This window comes from Caldicellulosiruptor naganoensis (assembly GCF_026914285.1).
Classification (GTDB): Bacteria; Bacillota; Thermoanaerobacteria; order Caldicellulosiruptorales; family Caldicellulosiruptoraceae; genus Caldicellulosiruptor; species Caldicellulosiruptor naganoensis.
In genome coordinates, this window is sequence record NZ_CP113864.1 from 1,678,304 (window position 1) to 1,697,609 (window position 19,306).

Annotated in this window: 20 protein-coding genes and 2 pseudogenes; 3 read left to right on the forward strand and 19 right to left on the reverse strand. The window is 35.6% G+C overall.

The window, feature by feature from the left end:
* Positions 1-20: 20 nt before the first annotated feature.
* The 8 genes from fabD to OTJ99_RS08420 form a co-directional block, all read right to left on the reverse strand.
* Entirely contained in the window at positions 21-932 is a 912-nt protein-coding gene (gene fabD, locus OTJ99_RS08385) for an ACP S-malonyltransferase (RefSeq protein WP_045165827.1), read from the reverse strand.
* Positions 933-954: 22 nt separating this feature from the next.
* Entirely contained in the window at positions 955-1,941 is a 987-nt protein-coding gene (locus tag OTJ99_RS08390; protein WP_045165826.1) for a beta-ketoacyl-ACP synthase III, read from the reverse strand.
* A gap of 2 nt (positions 1,942-1,943) precedes the next feature.
* Positions 1,944-2,948, reverse strand: a complete 1,005-nt coding sequence (gene plsX, locus OTJ99_RS08395) for a phosphate acyltransferase PlsX (RefSeq protein ID WP_045165825.1) — start codon at positions 2,946-2,948, stop codon at positions 1,944-1,946.
* 17 nt (positions 2,949-2,965) lie between these two features.
* Positions 2,966-3,541, reverse strand: a complete 576-nt coding sequence (fapR, locus tag OTJ99_RS08400; protein WP_045165824.1) for a transcription factor FapR — start codon at positions 3,539-3,541, stop codon at positions 2,966-2,968.
* Positions 3,542-3,670: 129 nt separating this feature from the next.
* Positions 3,671-4,579, reverse strand: coding sequence for a UTP--glucose-1-phosphate uridylyltransferase GalU (galU, locus tag OTJ99_RS08405; protein ID WP_045165903.1), 909 nt, complete (start codon positions 4,577-4,579; stop codon positions 3,671-3,673).
* 133 nt (positions 4,580-4,712) lie between these two features.
* Entirely contained in the window at positions 4,713-5,015 is a 303-nt protein-coding gene (locus OTJ99_RS08410) for a DUF1292 domain-containing protein (protein WP_011917127.1), read from the reverse strand.
* Positions 5,016-5,096: 81 nt separating this feature from the next.
* Complete coding sequence (locus OTJ99_RS08415) at positions 5,097-5,414, reverse strand: hypothetical protein (RefSeq protein WP_045165823.1); 318 nt, start codon at positions 5,412-5,414, stop codon at positions 5,097-5,099.
* Positions 5,415-5,486: 72 nt separating this feature from the next.
* The gene (locus tag OTJ99_RS08420) at positions 5,487-6,404 is read right to left on the reverse strand and encodes an NAD-dependent epimerase/dehydratase family protein (RefSeq protein WP_045165822.1); all 918 of its coding nucleotides are present in this window, start codon (positions 6,402-6,404) and stop codon (positions 5,487-5,489) included.
* 349 nt (positions 6,405-6,753) lie between these two features.
* Between OTJ99_RS08420 and OTJ99_RS12540 the strand changes: the two are divergent.
* Both OTJ99_RS12540 and OTJ99_RS12545 read left to right on the forward strand, forming a co-directional pair.
* Positions 6,754-6,927 (forward strand): annotated as a pseudogene (locus tag OTJ99_RS12540) (DnaJ domain-containing protein); the annotation flags it as partial.
* Between the two features lie 306 nt (positions 6,928-7,233).
* Positions 7,234-7,824, forward strand: coding sequence for a hypothetical protein (locus tag OTJ99_RS12545; protein WP_045165901.1), 591 nt, complete (start codon positions 7,234-7,236; stop codon positions 7,822-7,824).
* Here the strand turns inward: OTJ99_RS12545 and OTJ99_RS08430 are convergent.
* On the reverse strand, positions 7,768-7,950 hold the full coding sequence (locus OTJ99_RS08430; protein WP_083943552.1) for a pro-sigmaK processing inhibitor BofA family protein: 183 nt from the start codon (positions 7,948-7,950) through the stop codon (positions 7,768-7,770). The two genes, OTJ99_RS12545 and OTJ99_RS08430, sit on opposite strands and share 57 nt — an antisense overlap.
* Positions 7,951-8,127: 177 nt before the next feature.
* Between OTJ99_RS08430 and OTJ99_RS08435 the strand changes: the two are divergent.
* Positions 8,128-9,819, forward strand: a pseudogene (locus tag OTJ99_RS08435) (IS1182 family transposase); the annotation flags it as partial.
* Here the strand turns inward: OTJ99_RS08435 and OTJ99_RS08440 are convergent.
* The 10 genes from OTJ99_RS08440 to OTJ99_RS08485 all read right to left on the reverse strand — a co-directional run bounded on the left by OTJ99_RS08440 (position 9,791) and on the right by OTJ99_RS08485 (position 19,303).
* Positions 9,791-10,057, reverse strand: a complete 267-nt coding sequence (locus OTJ99_RS08440) for a hypothetical protein (RefSeq protein WP_045165821.1) — start codon at positions 10,055-10,057, stop codon at positions 9,791-9,793. The pseudogene OTJ99_RS08435 and the gene OTJ99_RS08440 overlap by 29 nt on opposite strands.
* 65 nt (positions 10,058-10,122) lie before the next feature.
* Positions 10,123-10,719, reverse strand: a complete 597-nt coding sequence (recR, locus tag OTJ99_RS08445; RefSeq protein ID WP_045165820.1) for a recombination mediator RecR — start codon at positions 10,717-10,719, stop codon at positions 10,123-10,125.
* Positions 10,720-10,736: 17 nt separating this feature from the next.
* Positions 10,737-11,078, reverse strand: a complete 342-nt coding sequence (locus tag OTJ99_RS08450) for a YbaB/EbfC family nucleoid-associated protein (RefSeq protein WP_045165819.1) — start codon at positions 11,076-11,078, stop codon at positions 10,737-10,739.
* 40 nt (positions 11,079-11,118) lie between these two features.
* Complete coding sequence (locus OTJ99_RS08455; RefSeq protein ID WP_045165818.1) at positions 11,119-13,692, reverse strand: AAA family ATPase; 2,574 nt, start codon at positions 13,690-13,692, stop codon at positions 11,119-11,121.
* Between the two features lie 20 nt (positions 13,693-13,712).
* A complete protein-coding gene (locus OTJ99_RS08460; RefSeq protein WP_045165817.1) occupies positions 13,713-14,969 on the reverse strand; it encodes a metallophosphoesterase family protein in 1,257 nt (418 codons plus the stop codon).
* Between the two features lie 24 nt (positions 14,970-14,993).
* Positions 14,994-16,661 carry an ATP-binding protein gene (locus tag OTJ99_RS08465; RefSeq protein ID WP_045165816.1) on the reverse strand — a complete coding sequence of 556 codons (1,668 nt, stop codon included), beginning with the start codon at positions 16,659-16,661 and terminating at the stop codon, positions 14,994-14,996.
* A gap of 17 nt (positions 16,662-16,678) precedes the next feature.
* Positions 16,679-17,263, reverse strand: a complete 585-nt coding sequence (locus OTJ99_RS08470; protein ID WP_045165815.1) for a hypothetical protein — start codon at positions 17,261-17,263, stop codon at positions 16,679-16,681.
* Positions 17,264-17,282: 19 nt separating this feature from the next.
* A complete protein-coding gene (locus tag OTJ99_RS08475) occupies positions 17,283-18,455 on the reverse strand; it encodes a DNA double-strand break repair nuclease NurA (RefSeq protein ID WP_045165814.1) in 1,173 nt (390 codons plus the stop codon).
* Between the two features lie 69 nt (positions 18,456-18,524).
* A complete protein-coding gene (ispF, locus tag OTJ99_RS08480) occupies positions 18,525-18,998 on the reverse strand; it encodes a 2-C-methyl-D-erythritol 2,4-cyclodiphosphate synthase (protein ID WP_045165813.1) in 474 nt (157 codons plus the stop codon).
* Positions 18,999-19,003: 5 nt separating this feature from the next.
* Positions 19,004-19,303: a nucleotidyltransferase family protein gene (locus OTJ99_RS08485; protein WP_045165812.1), complete on the reverse strand. Its 300-nt coding sequence runs from the start codon at positions 19,301-19,303 to the stop codon at positions 19,004-19,006.
* Positions 19,304-19,306 lie beyond the last annotated feature (3 nt).

Consider the following 19,306-nt stretch of genomic DNA (forward strand, 5'->3'; position numbering starts at 1 on the left):
TTAAAATCTACTTATCGCTATTACAGATTTTTAATATCTTCCACCTTATTTATATTGACAATCTTCAAATCTTTCTTTATTTTCTTAACAAGTCCGCTTAAAACATTTCCCGGACCTATTTCAATAAATGTGTCAAACCCTTCTTCTATCAGTTTATTTACACATCCTAAGAAATTAACTGTTGTATAAACCTGTTTTTCAAGAAGGTCTACAATAGTGTCTTTTGATAGATACTCTGCTGTAACATTTGACAGCACAGGAATTTGAGGCTCTTTAATATCAATCTCCAAAAGGTGCTTTTTTAATTTTTCTCCAGCTCCTTTAATTAAACTGCAATGAAATGGAGCTGAGACATTGAGCTCGACACACCTTTTTGCTCCCTTTTGCTTTGCTATCTCCATTGCAAAATGTACAGCTTCTTTGTGCCCAGAGATGACAGTCTGGTCAGGTGAGTTTATATTTGAAATCTCAACAGTGCCTTTGCTACTTGCTTCTTGGCAAACCTCTTTTACAGCATCTATTGAAAGCCCAATCACTGCCGCCATTGTGCCAATACCTTCTGGTACTTCATTTTGCATGTACTCTCCTCTTTTTGAAACAAGCCACACTGCTGTCTTAAACTCAATGCTTCCTGCAGCAACCAGCGCTGAATATTCGCCCAAGCTCTGACCAAAAGCAGCATCTGGTTTTATTTTGTCTTTCACAGCTTCATATATGGCGATTGAAGTTGTCAAAATTGCTGGCTGCGTTATCTTTGTAAGTTTTAGTTCTTCTTCTGGCCCATTAAATATGATGTGCTTTAAATCAAAGCCAAGCGCCTCATTTGCCAAATCAAAAATCTTCTTTGACTCGTCAAAGTTCTGGTAAAAGTCAAGACCCATTCCAACAAACTGCGCACCTTGCCCAGGAAACATTACCGCAACCTTCCCCATTTCCCTTATACACCTTTCCTTTCTATACCCATTTAATAACAGTGGATGCCCATGTCAAGCCACCGCCAAATCCAACCAAAACAACCTTGTCACCTTTTTTAATTCTTCCTTCTTCGACTGCTTCGTCAAGAGCAATAGGGATTGACGCAGCAGAGGTATTGCCATACTTGTGAAGGTTTACAAAGACCTTCTCCATAGGTATTTTTAATCTTTTTGCAGCACTTTCTATTATTCTTATATTTGCCTGATGAGGAATAAAAACATCTATATCAGAGGAAGAAAGTCCCACCTTTTCTAAAACCTCTTCAACTGCATATGGCATAATCTTGACTGCAAATTTATAGACCTCATTACCCTCCATATAGATTTTTCTAAAGTTTGGATTTTCTTTTACCTGTGAATAAGTTACATCACTCAATCCAAATGCATGACAGTAAAGCAAAAGCCCATTTTCACCATCTGAACCCAGCTCAAATCCCAAAATACCTTGCTCATCACTGCTACTCAAAATTGCAGCACCAGCTCCATCGCCAAACAAAACACATGTTGACCTGTCTGACCAGTTTGTTATTCTGGAGAGCGCGTCTGCTCCTATTACAAGTGCATTTTTACAAAACCCGTTTTGAATAAAGTGTGTTGCAATTGCCATCGCATAGATAAAACCAGAACACGCAGCTGAAATGTCAAAAGCAAATGCATTTTTTAGTTTTAGCTCTTTTTGAACAAGGCAAGCTGTTGAAGGAAAAAACATCTCCGGTGTAACCGTTGCAACAATCACAAGGTCAATGTCATCTGGTAAAATGCCTGCCTTGTCCATTGCATTTTTAGCAGCTCTTACTGCCAAATCGGTTGTGGAAGTTGTGCCATCAACAATCCTTCGCTCTTTTATACCTGTCCTTTGAGTTATCCATTCATCTGAAGTGTCAACCATCTTCTCTAAGTCATAATTCGTAAGAACTCTGTCTGGAACATATCTTCCAGTTGAAAGAATCTTGACATTTTGAGCCACTTTTAAACCTCGCTTTCGGCTGTGATTTCTTCTTTAAGTAACTCTAATACATTATTTTCATAAAAAGTTTTAGCTTGATTTATACCATTGAAAATGGCCTGGTCGTCAGAAGAACCATGACATTTAATGATAATTCCATCTATACCTAAAAGAGGAGCTCCTCCTACTTCCTTGTAATCATACTTGCCTTTTAAGTTTTTTAAGTAGGGTTTTAACAAAAGTGCACCTAATTTAGCTTTAACGCTCTGTTTTGCTATATCCTTTAATATATCAAAAAAGAGAAGTCCAAAACCTTCTGTGAGTTTCAAAACAATGTTTCCTACAAATCCATCACAAACAACTATATCAGGTGGTGAAAATGGCAAATCTCGTGCCTCCACATTTCCAACAAAGTTTATATTCTTTGCATTTTTCAGAATTTCATAAGACTGTTTAGAAAGGTCATTTCCTTTCGTTTCTTCTGTGCCTATATTCAAAAGTCCTACTGTAGGGTTGTTTTTACCAAGAACCTTGCTGGCATACACAGTTGCCATCTGAGCAAATTGCAGAATGTTAATAGGTCTGCAATCTGTGTTAGAACCAACATCAATTAAAAGATACTGGCCACTTTTGTAAGGAAGTTTTGTGGTAAGTGCAGGCCTGTCAATCCCCTTAATTCTTCCAACTATCAAAAGTCCGCCTGCCATTAGCGCACCTGTACTTCCAGCTGAAACAAAAGCATCTATTTGCTTTTCTTTTAAGTATTTCAGGCCAACAACAATTGATGAGTCTTTTTTTTGCCTTATAGCTTTTACTGGTTCATCATCAAATTCTATTTTCTCTTTGCAATCAACTATCTCAACTCTTGAAAGGTCTTTTATCCTATCTACACATTCCTTTTCAATCACATCTTTATTTCCAAAAAGAACAACACTGTCTTGACTATTTTTATTAAGATATATCGCAACCCCTTCAATAACTGAAGATGGTGCATTATCTCCACCCATTGCATCAATACCTATCTTCATAAACCTTACACTCCTGTCTAGTGTGTTTCTTTATTTTCATCATCTATTGCAACAAGGATAAACTTGCCTCTAAAGACCTCTTCATTGTTTCTTTTGATAAACACCCACACTATATACTTGTTATTTCTCTTCTTTTTTAGCTCAGCTCTGGCAACAAGTCTGTCATTTGCAAATACAGGCGTTTTGTATTTGATATTCGCAATACCGATGAGTGCTGCTTTTGCATCAATCACAGACATTGCAATGGACTCTGCAAACGCATAGATATGCTGCCCTTTTACCATCTGAGAATTTGAAAAGGTCATCCAAAGCTCTGGCTCAAAGGTAGCAATAGCATAGTTGCCAAGCTCTATGTCAATTATCTCACCAACAACATCCCGCGGTGAGATGGTCTTAAGCTTTCCAAGACTTTCTTTTGCCATCTCTTTTATTCTTTCTCTTACCTCTTTGATGTCCAAAATAGCCCTGTCAAGCCTAATTGTCTGAACAGAACAACCAAATTCTTCTGCTAACTCCTCATCTGTAATAAACGGGTTTTCCTTTATTTTCTGCAGAAGCAGCCTGTGTCTTTCTTTCCTGGATAATTTTGCCATATTTTTATCACCATGATTTAATATTTGATATTAATATCAGGTATTAAATTCTTATGCCAATATTATATAAAAATATGATTTAATTTTCAACAGCAAAAAGGCCACTTTTTGAAAGTGGCCAAAGATTTTTTAAATCTGCTCTAATTCTTTTAACTTCTCTTTATAATCTTTAGCATTTACCACAGTAGTAAGATAGTTATAAAAATCTTTTCCGATATCTTCTCTTGAAAGTGCAATCTCAACTGTTGCCTGCAAGAACCCAAGCTTGTTTCCAACATCATATCTTTTTCCTTCAAACTCATAGGCGTACATAGCCTCTTTCTTTGAAAGCTCTCTTAAGGCATCAGTAAGCTGAACCTCACCGCCAACTCCTTCTTTGGTGTGCTCCAAAATGTTTAAAATCTCAGGTGTGATTATGTATCTTCCCAAAACAGCTATATTAGAAGGTGCTTCCTCTCTTTTGGGCTTTTCAACAAGGTCTTTTACCTTGTAAATTCTATCTTCAATCTGCTTTCCTACAACAATTCCGTATTTGCTAACATCCTCTTCTGGTACCTTTTGAACACCCAAAATTGTTGTCCTGTACTCTTCGTACACCTCAATTAGCTGTTTTAAACAGGGTTTCTCGGATATTATTATGTCATCACCCAACAGCACGGCAAATGGTTCATTGTCAATAAAAAGCCTTGCACAGTAAACAGCATCACCCAACCCCCTTGGTTCTTTTTGACGGATATAATGCACATTGTAGTCAGCAATCTTTCTTATCATCTGAAGGCTATCAAAGTCTTTTTTGTTCTCAAGAGCAACCTCAAGCTCAAACGACTTGTCAAAATGGTCTTCTATAGCTCTTTTGCCGCGCCCTGTGACTATTAAAATGCTCTCTATTCCCGATTCCAACGCCTCTTCAACTATATACTGTATTGTAGGCTTGTCAACAATAGGAAGCATCTCTTTGGGCTGGGCCTTTGTTGCAGGCAAAAATCTTGTCCCAAGTCCTGCCGCAGGAATGATTGCTTTCTTTATAAGTTTTTTCATTTTTCTTGCCACCCTCTTTAAATTCTTTGTGGAGAATAAAATTTTAAACTTTTTAGTTATTATTATACCATAATTTACAACAAAAAAATAAAGCACGACCATAAAATAAATTGGTCGTGCTTTATTTTCCCACTTATTCTTCATCTTCTTCATCATACATGTCAAAGTCTTCATCGTCAAAGCGGGACTGGAAGATTTCAAATACGTTTTCAAGCTCTTCCTCATCTTCTACACCAACATAAACCTCTTCGCCATCTCTATCTTCGATTCGCAAGATGATGACTTCTGCCTCCTCATCTTCCTTTTCAATCTCTTCTAAAGGAAGAAGGACTATATAGTCATTGCCATTGTAATTAACCTTATCGAGCATTTCAAATGATATCTCTCTTCCTTCCTCATCTACTAATGTTACAACATTGTCTGCAAACATATCCATAAAATTTCACCTCTTTTCTAAATATAAACTATTGTAGTATAAAAATTGGCACATGTCAACATGAAATTCATCTACACTATATTATCCCCACCAAATTTCATCATAACCATCATCCTCATCCTTTGGCCCTTCGTAAAAGTCTACAAAGCAAGTCTTACCAGTAGCCGTGTCAATCAACTTTAACCTGAACATAAAATCTGGATGTTCTATCTTATTAACTGCATCGTAATCATAGCTATTTTCTTTGGCAACCTCAAATCCGTACACTTTTAGGTCAGATATAACCTCTTCAATCTCCCTCTCAAAGTCAATGTCAACCTCAGGAATATTGCCTTCTTTCAAAAGTTTTGCAATCTCTTCAATCTCACCTGTTTGATATCTAAAGCCTCTTTTTATCATCTCAAAACTACCCCTTTTCTAAAAATGGTTTTGTTTTTATAACAATATAATGATACCCATATTCATCCTTTGCTAAACAGTTCTATTTTTAAAATATTCAATGGTTTTTGTAAGCCCTTCTTTTAACGAATATTTTGGACTCCACGAAAGCAGACTTTTTAGTAAACTGTTGTCAAGCGTGCTGTGTTGAATATCCCCTGGTCTTTTTTGCGTATATACAGCACTTTTTTGATATCCTGTCAAGCCTGAAATTATTTCAAATAGCTCATTTATAGAAACTCTTGTATTTGTACTCAAATTAAATGTACCTTTTATCGGATTTTGAAGTGCAAGATAATTTGCTTCAGCAACATCTTCTACAAATATAAAATCTCGAGTTTGATTGCCATCACCAAAAATCACAACATCTTTGCCATTTTGCATTCTCTCACAAAATATTGAAACAACTCCACCTTCTCCAAATGGGTCCTGCCTTGGTCCATAGACATTTGAATATCTGAAGATAACGTACACAAAGCCATAACTTTGTGCAAATCTCTCTATATACTTTTCTGCCGTGAGCTTAGATATCCCGTAAAATGACATCGGATTTTTTGGGTGACTTTCATCTATAGGAAGATACTGAGGCTCTCCATAGACTGCAGCTGATGAAGCATAGATAAACTTTTTTATCTCGTACTTTGCGCAAAAACTCAATAAATTCAGCGTACCCAAAATATTCACGCTACAGTCCAAAATTGGGTCTTCCATTGACTTTGTCACACTTACCTGTGCTGCCTGATGAATACAATATTCAATTTTGTTCTCTTTAAATACATCTTCCAAGTTATCTCGAATGTCAAGTTTATAAAATTTGGCTTTTGGATTTATATTTTTGAGATTTCCTGAACTCAAGTTATCAACAACACACACATCATAGTTCTTCTCAATCAGCTTGTCTACAATATGTGAGCCAATAAAGCCTGCACCACCTGTCACAAGTACAGCCAATAGACTTTGCACTCCTTTTATTTCGTATATAGATAAAGTATATATCTAATTTATTTCAATTGCAAACTTTGATATAATGGTAATAGTATAAAGCTCTTTGAATAAGAAGAAATAAGATACTGTGTTATAACATCATGTTAAGAAGTGCAGGCAAGATAAAGATCTTTTTGAATATGAACTGAGTATTTGAAGGTCAATGTGGAGAATCATCTTGCTATATTATGTGACTATTTCAAAATAGTATGAATAATTCAATACTGGATAACATCGTTCAGGTAGGCATGTACTTGAAACAACAGGAAATTTTGGATCGATTTGCAACAAACTTTTTCAAGGAGTTGAAAGAATAATGAGAGACCCATATGAGGTTTTGGGTGTGCAAAAGGGTGCTTCAAAGGAAGAAATTAAAAGGGCATATTTTGAACTTGTTAAAAAGTACCATCCGGATAAGTTCAAAGATAATCCTTTAAGGGAGCTTGCAGAAGAAAAATTAAAAGAAATAAATGAAGCATATAATATCCTTACCAACAATCAATATTCAAACAATAAATACTCTACATACGAGGAAACCTCTCTCTATCATCAAGTAAGAGAATTAATTATGCAGGATAATATATCTCAGGCCGAAATTTTGCTAAATCAGAATCCTCGAAATGACGCAGAATGGTTCTATTTAATGGGTATTATATATCAAAAAAGAGGATGGATAAATCAAGCATATCGATACTTTATCGAAGCGTATAATCGTGACCCTGGTAACTATGAATACAGGCGTTCAAAAGAGCAATTTGAAATATCTTTAAGAAACTATAAATGGTCAGCGTACAAAATGAAAGCCAAAAAGATATTTCTGTATAGTCTACACATTTTGAAAAATCACTTTCTAACAACAGTCATATTTTTAGCGTTTATGTACTTATATTTCTCCCTCTTTAGAGGAATAACCTCCCAGCTCATAAGTGGCATAGTTATCTGCCTGCTTTATTTGTACGGTAATTTTTCAAGCGGCAGATTCCATGCAAAAAAAAGAGATGCATTGTCTTTTTTGGAAGGTGTCTTAGCTGTAGCTATTGCTTCACTTCCCACAATTATTTTAACTATATTAGCAACAAATTATGTATCTCTGAACGATAAGGGTTTTTTAAACTCTCACTGGGCAAATGTGGCATTCAGACTTTGGAACTCCCCTTTTATTGGAGTGTATTCATATGCAGATGAGATTGCAAAAGCTGAGCATTCAGTCAACGTTATAATAATAACTTACTGGATAACCACATTGTTTTTACCAGTTTCCTCCTGGACAGGCTATTTAATCGGAGTGCTGGAAAAGAAAGAATTAATAAAGCTACCTGAATATATTTTTCTACCTAAAAAGAAAGGCCAGAATAAAAAGCAAGGCAAAACCGGGAAATCCTATTAATGTACCAACTGCAAGGTTTACAATGTTAAACCCAATGTGAAGTCCGTATGGTTCAAATAAGAAATTAAAAAGCACAATAAAACAGCAAGTGAACAAAAATCTAATTAGAAAATCCAATATTTTCATCTTGCAATTTAATATCTTCCTTAAGAAATAGTTTCTTTAATCTATTTTATGTAAAACCAAAAATAAAAAGAGGCTGTCTAAAAAGATGAGGTGACAGCCTCTTTATTTTTACTGTATTTACATTGTGAGATATTTATGATATAATATCTCAGAAATGATTACATAAGGAGGATTAATATGCCACGCAAACATGATAAAATAGTCTTCAAAGAATATAACCCCAACCAATTAATAATGCCAATCGACCCTGAAGCCTTTATCCCTCAAACTCATCTAGTAAGAGCAATCGATAAAATCATTGATAAAATAGATATCTCAACCATAGTAGAGAAATACAAAGGTGGTGGGACTTCCAGCTACCATCCTTTGATGCTTTTGAAAGTACTTATCTATGCTTACATACAGGGGATATACTCTTCAAGAAAGATAGCAAAAGCACTTCAAGAGAATATAACCTTTATGTGGCTTTCAAAACTTCAAACCCCTGATTTCAGAACTATCAATAGATTCAGAAAAGAGATAATAGGTGATTGCATTGAAGAGATTTTCGCACAAGTTATTGAACTTCTTGTAAAACTGGGGTATGTAAACTTTGAGTATTACTACCTTGACGGGACAAAGATTGAAGCAAATGCGAACAAGTATACATTTGTATGGGCAAGAAGTACAAGAACATACAAAAAGAAATTAAGAGAAAAAGTAAGAGAAATTCTTAATGAAATAGAGAGGATAAATGAGGAAGAAGACAGAATTCTTGGCGAGTTGGATGTCAATTTAGAAGCTGATTATGATAGCCAAGAGCTTGAACAAAAAGTTGAAGAACTCTCCCAAAAGATAGCAGAAGCTAACTTTGGGAGCAAAAGGAAAGAAAGGAGAGTGAAAAAGCTTGTAAAAACTCTCCAAAACAACTGCGTATTAAGACTCAAGAAATATGAGTCTTATGAGCAGATCTTAAATGGCAGGAATAGTTTTTCAAAAACAGACAATGATGCCACATTTATGAGGATGAAGGATGACCATATGAAAAATGGGATGCTAAAACCCGGGTATAATGTACAAATCGGCACACAGAACCGATTTGTCATAGGTTTTAGCATCCACCAAAGTCCCACAGACACTGTCTGTCTAAAGGAACACCTTGAGCTTGTGACGAAGATAACAGGTTTCATGCCAAAGAACATTGTAGCAGACAGTGGCTATGGGTCTGAAGAAAACTACCTTCATCTGAAAGAATGTGGCATAAATAGCTACATTAAGTATAGCACATTTGACTTGGAACAGACAAGAAGATTTAAGAAGGATATTTTCAATGTAAGGAACTGGGAGTACATAGCTGAAGAAGATGCATATATTTGTCCTGCTGGTAAGAAGGTGAAATACTTATATCCGAAGATAAGTGCAAATGAGAGAGGATTTGTAAGTTATGAGAAGGTATATCAATGTGAAGATATTTGTAATGGTTGTGAACACAGAGAAAAATGTTATAAAGGTAAGAGATGGAAGAAGAGATTTAGTATAAGACCGAGGTTAGAGAAATTGAAGGAAGAGGTGAGGCAAAGGCTGTTAAGTAGAGAAGGCGAAGAGATTTACGAAAAAAGGAAGATAGAAGTTGAGACAGTATTTGGGATAATAAAGAACAATAAAGGGTTTAGGAGATTCCTGCTCAGGGGTATGAAGGGTGTGAAGCTAAAGTAGAGTTTGGTTTGTATTGCCTATAACATAGAAAGATTGGCGAAGATAATAATAGGGGGTTGGGGCAAAATTGCCAGCCAACCCTCTTGCTTTTTACTGCATAGTTCAATATTAACATTAAATACCATCAAATGCTTGATTTTGGTTATTAAAAATTATTGTTTTTGGACAGCCTCTTTTTTAGGAGCTTATACAAGTAGTTTAGCCACTTCTCAGCAAGTATCTGTTGATAGATGGCAATCTCAATCAAATCTTGGTCTGAAGAGTAGTTAAAAAGAGTATTTGCGCCTTCTAAAAGTCCTTTTACGTATTTGAGTAAGTACTCATAATCCTTTTCTTTTCGGTTTTTAATCTGCAAAAGCAACTCTACATCAGATACTTGGTTTGAGATAATGCTTAAAACTTCCATATTCATCTTTTAAACTGCCTAAGAAATATTTCTTTTATATATTATGCACCAATATTTGCTTTGATATAACACTAAATCTCTTTTCTTCCTTCAATTGCTTTGAGAATTGTTACCTCATCTGCATATTCAATATCGCCGCCAACCGGAATTCCGCGGGCAATCCTTGTTACTTTAATGCCCATTGGCTTTATAAGCCTTGCTAAATATGAGGCTGTTGCTTCACCGTCCACATCCGGGTTTGTAGCAATAATTACTTCTTTAACCGTTGTGTCCGCAAGCCTTTTTAGAAGAACATCAATTGTCAACTGTTCAGGATACTTGCCTTTGAGTGGTGATATTGCACCATGCAGTACATGGTAAAGTCCTTTGTATTCCTTTACCTTCTCAAGCGCCACAACGTCCTGGGGTTCTTCAACAACACAGATTATGCTCCTGTCTCTTTTATCATCACTGCATATATGACAAATATCTCCTTCTGTGAAGTTACAGCATATCCTGCAAAGCTTTGTACTATTCTTGGCACTTAAGATTGCTTCAGCAAGTGCTTTGACATCTTCGCTTTTCATGTTAATGATATAAAAGGCAAGCCTCTGGGCAGTTTTCTGACCAATCCCAGGTAGCTTTTCAAGCTGCTGGATAAGTTTTGATATAGCATTTTCTTTTTGCATACTTTATCAACCTCATCTTAAAAAAGACCTGGAAGCCCCAAACCTGTAATCTTTTGCATCTCTTCTTCTATCATCTTTTCAACTTTTCTGATTGCCTCATTTACACAGGCAACAATCAAATCTTGAAGTGTTTCTATGTCATCTGGGTCAACAACCTCTGGTGAAATTTCAATGCTTTTAATTTCCTTTTTGCCATTTATAACAACCTTCACAGCACCGCCGCCAGCAGTAACTTCAAGTTCTCTCTGGTTAAGTTCCTCTTGCAGCTTTTCAATCTCCTCTTGCATTTTTTTTGCCTGTTTTTGAAGCTGATTTATGTTAAACCCGCTACCAAATCCTGGAAACTTGGTTTTTGCCATATTCTTTTACCTCCTCATTTTTGCTGTGAATACTCATATATTATACAACAAAAATTTTAGATCCTTCCATATCTTTTTTTACAACTATTCTCTGGTCAAATGCATCCATCAAGTCCTCAATGTGGGTTATTACAAGTATCGTGTCAAATTGGTCTTTGATTTGATTCAAACACTCTATTATATGGTCTTTTCCTTCTTCGTCCTGTGAGCCAAAACCTTCGTCCAAGATAAGCATTCTAATTGAAGCACCTGCCCTTTTTAAAAGCACCTTTGCAAGAGCTATTCTGATTGCAAAGTTGATTCTGAAAAGCTCACCACCTGAAAAAAGTTCATAGTTTCTTGTACCGTTTATATCTGAAATCTCTATTTGAAGTGTCTCTATTGTTTTACCAGAAGCTGTCTCCTTTTGGGTTTTAAAGTCAATTGAAAAAGCACCGTTTGTCAAAAGTTTCAAAAGCCTGTTTGCCTCATCTCTGATAAGTGGCAGGGTGTTGGCAATTATCTCATTTTTTATTCCATCAGGACCAGTTATGTCAATGATGATGTCATAAACTTCTATTTCTCTTTTTATGTCCTCCATCTCTTTCTCAAGTGCAATTACCTTTTCCTTTGCTTGTTTTGCTTGTTCAAGCTTTTGCTCAAAAATGCCTATTTCTTTTAGAACAGAAGTTAAGTCTTCCTGAAGATTTTTGATCTTGCTCTCATAGGTATTTATATTTGACTGAATTTCCTTGAGGTTTTCTTCTGGCGAATCAGAAACCATCTGCAAAAGCTGTTCGTCTATTTCTTGGATTTTTTTGACAAGCTGTTGAGCTTCATTTTGATACTCAAGGAGGTTGTTTTTAAGATTCTCTGCTTTAACTTTGCTTATCTCTATCTCTTTTAAAAGGCGTGAATACACTTCAAGTTCTTTTACTCTTTTAGAAACACGGCTGTAATTTACCCCATCAAAGTTCAGTCTATTAAGTTCATTTTTCAAATCTTGAAGCTTTTTCTCAAGTTTTGATATCTCATCATCACAAAGATTTATCCTCTGTTGGCTTTCTGAAATTGAGTTTCGCAAGTTCTCTATGTTCTTGTTCTTCTGGTCTATCTTTGCTTTTAAGTTTTCAAAAAGCCCATGAAGTTTCTTTTCTTTTGAACGCAAAGCATCTTCCTGTTTAACTTTTTCTTCGAGTTGTTGATATTCTTTTTTGAGGTTTGATAATTTTGCACTTAGCACTTCTTTCTTTTCTTTATACTCTTTACCTTGAGTTGCTATTTCTTTTTTAATATGTTCCTTTTCCTCATCACCCTTTATCTCTCGCAGACATACAGGACATTTCCCTTTATTTGACTCAATTAATCTGTAACTTGTTGCAAGTTCTTTGAGCTTGCTCTCAAACACCTCTAAAACCTTTTCAATCTTTGTAATCTCTTCTTTTTTTGTATCTAACTGGCACTTCAGCTTTTTTACTTTTTCAAGCTCTTTTTCAACACTTGAAATTTCCATCTCCAAGTGTTTCAGTTCCTGCTGGTATTTAGAAAGTTCCGCAGCCTCATTGGTAATCTTAGTATTATATTCTTCTATAGACTTTTCAAATATCTTTTTTTGTTCTTCTTTGCTGTTTTTCTCTTTTTCAACAAGTGCTATATTATTTTTAAGTGATATATATGTTTCGTAATCTTTTTGAAGACATTCTAAAGTAGATTTTAGTTGCTCATACTCCTTAGCTTTTGAAGTTATTTCAGGTTCGTTTTTAAGATCATCTTCTATTTTTAAAAGATCACTTTGCGTATTTTCAATCCTTTTTTTGATCTCATTTAGCTTTTTCACATACTCATCCTTCTCTTCCCTTTTCCTTCTGATATCTTTGAGTTTTTGCTCTGTTTGGTACTTCTGATCCACAAGATTATTCAGCTCATTTTTTAGAGTGTCTAACTCGTTTGCAATCTTTTTTGATTTTTCCTCAAGACCTATAATAGCCCTTTTGATATTCTCTTCTTCAGAAGCAATCTTTATATTTTCTTCATTTTCCTTGATTTTAATGTCAAGCAATACCTTCTTTTCTTTTCTCTTTTCTTTTGCAAGCTCGTTTATTTGGTCGTATATGCTAAGGTTTAAGATTTTAGCCAAAATCTCACGCCTGTCTTCTGGAGAAGACAATAAAAAGTCTTCTGTTCGTTTCTGAGAAAGGTATGCAGAGTGCAAAAACACGTTAAAGTCAATTCCTAAAATCTTCTCAAGCCTATTTTGTGTCTGGGTGTAGTTTGCCTCAGTAATGGGAATGAGCACATCGTTTTTCTTCATAAAAAGAGAAAGATATTTTTTTCCTCTTCTGTCAAGTCTTCTAACAACTCTGTATATTACACCATCTATCTCGAACTCAAACTCAACTTGCATGTAATCTTTATGTGCGTTTATATATTCTGTCTCCGAGATCTTTCCACGTTTGCCAGTTTGAAGCCTTTCAAACTCGCCAAAAAGCGCCCATGCAATCGCCTCTGCAATAGAGGATTTTCCATTGCCGTTTTTACCTACAATGCACGCAACTTTTATATTATTAAAATCTATCTGGTTTTGACTTTCTCCATAAGACTTGAAATTCTCAATTTTCAAAAAAAGCGGTCTCAATTCTTTAAACCTCCACCTTTTTAGATTTTTTTCACTTCTTCTAACAAGGCCTTGAAAGTTGTAACAATGTCATTCTTGTTCTTTATATCTTTATACTTTGGACTTGCAGACAAGAATCTTTCAAACGCAAAAACAGGGTCTGATTTTTCATCAACGTCAGCAATTCTAAAATCCCTTTTGACATCTGTCACTTCTATTTCAATTGGAGCTAAAATGAAACAGATATCTTTCAAATATTTTTCTACCTTGTTCAAATCAAGCCTTTCTTTTAACAAGCTCTGTGTTTTTATTGTAAGTTTCAAAATCGATGCTTTTACATTGCCCGAATTTTCTTCTAAACTCTTTATTTTTCTATCTATTTCTGAAAAGAGTGTTTCATTCACATCACCGTCTGCTTCAAACAAATCAATTATAATCTGATAAAATGGTCTGACAAGAACCGGCTGAAATCCAAACCAAAAATTGTTTTTGTCTATTTCAAACACCACAAACCCCTTTTGGTCCTGTGCTTCTGAAAAGTCTATCCTGTCAGGTGATCCACAGTACACAACTGCTGGGCTTTCAGAGTGCAAAACCTGTGGCTTGTGAATGTGCCCAAGTGCAACAAACTTGAGTTTTGGATTCAAAAGTACAGAAAGTGGCACTTTCACATCTTTTCCTATCATAATCATTCTTTCACTGCCAACTTCAGCTTCATTAACTGCAAAATGTCCTGCCAAGATTGTTGGTATATCATCTTCACAGGAACCTAAAACCTCTGCCAATTTCTCTTCGAAAAAATTGGCTATGTTTTGTTCAAGCTGTTCAATCTTTTCAGGAATTGTTTTATCTATAAACCTTTCAAGGTAAAGGTATGGCACAGCTATAACCCTTACCTTTTCTCCTTTTATATCAAATACTCTTGTTTCAAAAAAGCTATCCATTACCACAATATTCTCTTGATCAAATATCTCAAAAACCTTGACTGTATGATGCCTTGCTTCAAATGGATGCATGTCATGATTTCCAGGTACTATTATTACCAATACCCCTTCTTTTGCAATCTCAACAACCCTTTTGTAAAACATATTTCTCAAGGTAGAGTTTGGCTCCCTGTCTTTGAAAATATCACCTGTAATTAGTAAAAGATCTATATTCTCTTTTCTTATATAGTCCAAAATCCTATCAAATGTTCTGAAAAAATCATGGACACGTGAACCAAGCCCATCTGGAGTTTCTTTGCTGTATGTTGTCACACCGAAATGAAGGTCTGCTGTGTGAACACCTTTTATAGGCATTTATATTCCACCCTTTATAAAATTTTAATATTCCATCTCTTTCAAAAACTCATCTGCAGCTTCCAGTGTTTTTTTGTAATTTTCTTCAACATCACTCTTTGGAGTGTAGAGGGAAACAAAATCATAAAAGCTCTGGTCATACCCTTTTGTTTTTATTGCAATTGGCATTGGAACCGCATGACCAATTACAAGTGCCTGTTGCTTTGAATCAAGAGACTCAATGATACCCCGAAGCTGCTTGCTATTTTTCATGCCGGCAAGCGCACTTGCAATATCTGCCTCATCAGAAAGCGCTAAAATCACCCTTGTGCCTATTTGCGAGGCAATCTCACTGTCTATCTGCGAGGGGCGTTGGTCTATGCACATAAGACTTACCTTTGCCTTTCTCATCTCTCTTGCTATTGTTCCAAATATTGTCTGTTTTGCAACATCTGGTGATAAAAACCTGTGCGCTTCTTCTATGGCAATCACAAGTGGTCTTGGTGCTGGATATTTTTTTCTGTTTGATATGTGTTTTTCATACATCTCCATGTACTTGTTATATATTCGTCTTGAAAGCACATTTGTGACAAACAGGTAATTAAGTAGCTTGTCTCCCTTGCCAAAGGTTATGTCAACGCTAATTCCTCTTTGAAGGTAATCTAAGATTATATCGATAGAATTTGTACCCGCGCTTCTGTCATACTTAAGATAAGGAAGTTCTTTTAGTACAGAAAGTTTTCTTATAAGCGCTAAAAGTGAACTTCTGTTTACAACCGCTTCTACATCTTTAAACTCTTCAGCAAGATCCTCGCCATTTACTAAGATTTCCTGAAGCCAATGTCTTCCTTGGGCTTCTAACCTGTTTTTGAGCGCAATCATCACTTGTTCAGCTGTTTCATTTAAGTTTAGTTCCTCTGAGATTGACAAGATGTCCTCAACCTCAACATCTCTCACATCAATTTCTATAGGAAGGACTCCTGCTCTGGTTGCGCTACTTGGCTCAATAGTCATTATCTGAACTTTATTTCCAAAAAGACTCTTTAACCCTTTTACTTGATGATTTTCCTCATCAACACTATCCGGGCCATGGTCTGAGTGCGCGTCAAATATCAGCAAAGAAGCTTTGTCAGAAAGAACAATTCCTGCCATTATAAGCCTTGCAATAAATGACTTTCCTGTACCTGTTCGACCGTAAATACCGCTACTTCTTTCAATAAACCTGTCAATGTCAATACACACCTGTGTACTTTCATCCATGTCAAGCACGCTTCCGATTGGGAAAAAGCGCTTTGGGTCTTTTTCAAAACTCCCAAACACATCTTGGATATCATCATATGTTGCCTTTCTCACACTTGATGCATGAAGAGGAATGTTTCTTATTGGCTGGTTTTTGCCCTCTTGCAGGTCAAATGCAAGCACAGGCTGGGCTTTGAATATTGTGTAAATTGAAGTTCCTCTCGTGATTCTGTTTAATAGCGAAAAACTGCTTCCCCTTGGAAGCTCAGCTAACGACTGCTTGTTCATTCCTTCAATGACCATGTCAGTGAGCATACAGTAGTACTTTTTCTTTTCCGTCTGGCTAACCAAGATACTACCTATCCTTGTATCTTCCACAGCAGAATCATCTTCTACCTTTATTGCAAGCCCTTCTAAAAATGACCCGCCTATGATTTTGCCAATTCTTTGCTGTTTATAAAAATTTTCTTGCATTTTTCCCACCCTTTACATCACAGGTTTGTAATTAGATTTTCCAGCCTCTCAATAATAGGTGTGAGAAGGTTCAAATCATATTTAAGATATATATTGAGCTCTTTCCCCATATGTTCTATGTACTCATAGTCTCTATCTCTTGCAACATAGGCAAAGTAAAGCATCCACGGAATCACTTCAACAATGTCAACATCCTTTGCTTTTATAACAGAGTTTAAAAATAAGCTACTCTGGGTTGCCAAAAGTATATCCTTTTTGTCCGCAAATTCAACCATTGTGTGGAGCTTTATGCTCCTGTCTGGAAGGGAATTTATGAATTTATCATTTGCTATAAAGCCAAGGATTATACACTTAAAGTAGCCCTTTAAAATTTGGTCAAGCTGCGGATAAAATTTTTTAAGCTCCTCAGCTGTTTTCCACAAAGCCCGCGGATACCCTTCTTGTGATATACTTCCTATGTCATACCTCGTAACACACCCTAAAACTCTATAGCTATCAAGGTCAAATTTTATAAATTGCCCAGCTGTTGGAATATTGTCAAGGTCTCTTGCTTCACATGTAATTTGAGTAAAGGAAATGTCTATTATCTCTCCAACCGCCATTATCAGAACAACTCCTCATTTAAACTATTCTTTTCATTTTATTACTTTTCTTTGCAGAATATGGCAAAATATCTTCTCCGAAATCCACAAGCATATTTTCTATGGCCATTTTGTCATGATATGAGATTGTAGAAAACTCATGAGCATGTGTTAGTGATATAGGATATCCAAATCCAATCTGGCACTGATGGTATATTGCACCAATGCATTTTTTGAGCCAACTTTGGTCTTTTGCAACATAGAGCGGTATCTCAATTCTCGCAACCTCATAGCCTGTTTGAAGGTAAACAAAGGCAATATCTGTGTCCTCAAACTCATCAAATGCTCTTCCTAAGGTGTAAAATACATTAGAGTGCTGACCAGTTTTTAGATGTGAAAATAAAAATACATCTCTTATCCTCTCAACCTTTTCGCAATTTCTTTTCTCATAGCTACTGCATTCTTTACAGTCAATCCTCATCTTAGCACAGTTATATATCCTGTAAAGATTAGAAATAATAGAGTTTTTTGGCATTGAGATGAAACCACAAACTGCAATGTTTTTTTGTTTTGCCAAATTAAATATCTTTTCAAGTTCAGGATTTGCCTTTCTGCCAAAGCGCAAACCTTGCCTGTCTTGTGTCCAGTCAATGAGATTACCATCATAGAGTACAAGTCTTAAGCTATCCTTAGGCAAAGAATTTTCAACATACTCTAAGATAGCCATATACTCTTTTGCCTGTCTTTCTCTTGAGATTTCTGATGAGTTTTTAATTGCCTGAGCTTCTTTTCTTGAGTAAAGTTCTTCATCAAGGTAAATGTAGCCTTGAGTTTTATAGTTAAAATTGCTATTTTTACTGTCATAAGTAATTTCCACACAGGCAATGTTCAAAAGATAGTAAGGCTGCGAAATATGCCTGTCAATCTCTGTATTGCTGCCATCGACTGCAAACACTTCATAACTTGTCTGAACCTCACAAGGAAAACTTCTCATAAACTCATTGAAATTGCTATAGTATGGAAGGCAAAATAGAATTTCGTTTTTCTCATCCTTCCTTGGAATTTTAGAAAGTACCTTTTCTATTTTTTTATCATCTAATGAGTACAAAAATTCAGAAACTTCATTAATACTTTCTCTTATCTCTCTTTCCTTTTCCAGTATTCTACTTTTCTTCTCATTTATCTGCTGAACCAAGTTATGAAAATCTAACATTTTCTCACATCCGCTATTAAAAATATGGACAATTAAATTATATCATTTCAAACAAAACTTATCAAACATTTATTCGTGTAGTAAAACAACAGCAAAGGCGGAAATCCCTTCTTTTCTCCCTTCAAACCCCAAGCCTTCAGTTGTCTTTCCTTTGATATTCACCTGGTTTTTTTCAATATTCAGTGCACTTGCAATGTTTGTCTTCATCTCATCTGTATATGGAGAAATCTTTGGGCTTTGTGCAACTATTGTTGTATCTATGTTAATTATACTCATGCCTCTACTTTCCAAAAGCTTTGAAACTTCCTTTAAAAGAGTGATACTCGAGACATCCTTGTATTTCATATCAGTATCAGGAAACAGCCTTCCAATATCATTTTCACCCATAGCACCAAGGATCGCGTCAATTATTGCGTGAATTAAAACATCTGCATCAGAATGCCCTAAAAGCCCTTTTTCAAATGGAATCTCAACACCACCCAAGATTAGTTTTCTTCCTTCGACAAATCTGTGAACATCATATCCAATCCCTACTTTAAACATTTGACTTAAACTCTCCTTTCAAATATTACAATTCCTTCTTTTAAGATTTTATTTTTGAATGTTTCGTTTTCTAATTTCTCAAGTTCAACTAAGTCAACCTTATAAAGCCCTGCAGCTTCATCCAAATCTAATTTAAAACCAGCTGTTGTTTCACCATCTACTACTATTGCAATGTCAATATCCGAATTTATTTTATAATCACCTCTTGCTCTTGAACCAAATAATATAGCCTTTTTTATTGTCCTTTCACTTCTGATGAGCTCCATAATTTTCTCAAATATGACATCTTCAATCCCAAATTTCATTTA

Bases quoted from the DNA above. Each gene is read 5' to 3' on its own strand.
- fapR (WP_045165824.1), bottom strand. From the start codon at position 3,541: ATGGCAAAATTATCCAGGAAAGAAAGACACAGGCTGCTTCTGCAGAAA.
- OTJ99_RS08485 (WP_045165812.1), bottom strand. From the start codon at position 19,303: ATGAAATTTGGGATTGAAGATGTCATATTTGAGAAAATTATGGAGCTC.
- recR (WP_045165820.1), bottom strand. From the start codon at position 10,719: ATGCAAAAAGAAAATGCTATATCAAAACTTATCCAGCAGCTTGAAAAG.
- OTJ99_RS08410 (WP_011917127.1), bottom strand. From the start codon at position 5,015: ATGGATATGTTTGCAGACAATGTTGTAACATTAGTAGATGAGGAAGGA.
- OTJ99_RS08450 (WP_045165819.1), bottom strand. From the start codon at position 11,078: ATGGCAAAAACCAAGTTTCCAGGATTTGGTAGCGGGTTTAACATAAAT.
- OTJ99_RS08460 (WP_045165817.1), bottom strand. From the start codon at position 14,969: ATGCCTATAAAAGGTGTTCACACAGCAGACCTTCATTTCGGTGTGACA.
- ispF (WP_045165813.1), bottom strand. From the start codon at position 18,998: ATGTTTAAAGTAGGGATTGGATATGATGTTCACAGATTTGTCGAAGGA.
- OTJ99_RS12545 (WP_045165901.1), top strand. From the start codon at position 7,234: ATGAAAGCCAAAAAGATATTTCTGTATAGTCTACACATTTTGAAAAAT.
- OTJ99_RS08470 (WP_045165815.1), bottom strand. From the start codon at position 17,263: ATGGCGGTTGGAGAGATAATAGACATTTCCTTTACTCAAATTACATGT.
- OTJ99_RS08465 (WP_045165816.1), bottom strand. From the start codon at position 16,661: ATGCAAGAAAATTTTTATAAACAGCAAAGAATTGGCAAAATCATAGGC.
- fabD (WP_045165827.1), bottom strand. From the start codon at position 932: ATGGGGAAGGTTGCGGTAATGTTTCCTGGGCAAGGTGCGCAGTTTGTT.
- galU (WP_045165903.1), bottom strand. From the start codon at position 4,579: ATGAAAAAACTTATAAAGAAAGCAATCATTCCTGCGGCAGGACTTGGG.
- OTJ99_RS08440 (WP_045165821.1), bottom strand. From the start codon at position 10,057: ATGAATATGGAAGTTTTAAGCATTATCTCAAACCAAGTATCTGATGTA.
- plsX (WP_045165825.1), bottom strand. From the start codon at position 2,948: ATGAAGATAGGTATTGATGCAATGGGTGGAGATAATGCACCATCTTCA.
- OTJ99_RS08430 (WP_083943552.1), bottom strand. From the start codon at position 7,950: ATGAAAATATTGGATTTTCTAATTAGATTTTTGTTCACTTGCTGTTTT.
- OTJ99_RS08475 (WP_045165814.1), bottom strand. From the start codon at position 18,455: ATGTTAGATTTTCATAACTTGGTTCAGCAGATAAATGAGAAGAAAAGT.
- OTJ99_RS08415 (WP_045165823.1), bottom strand. From the start codon at position 5,414: ATGATAAAAAGAGGCTTTAGATATCAAACAGGTGAGATTGAAGAGATT.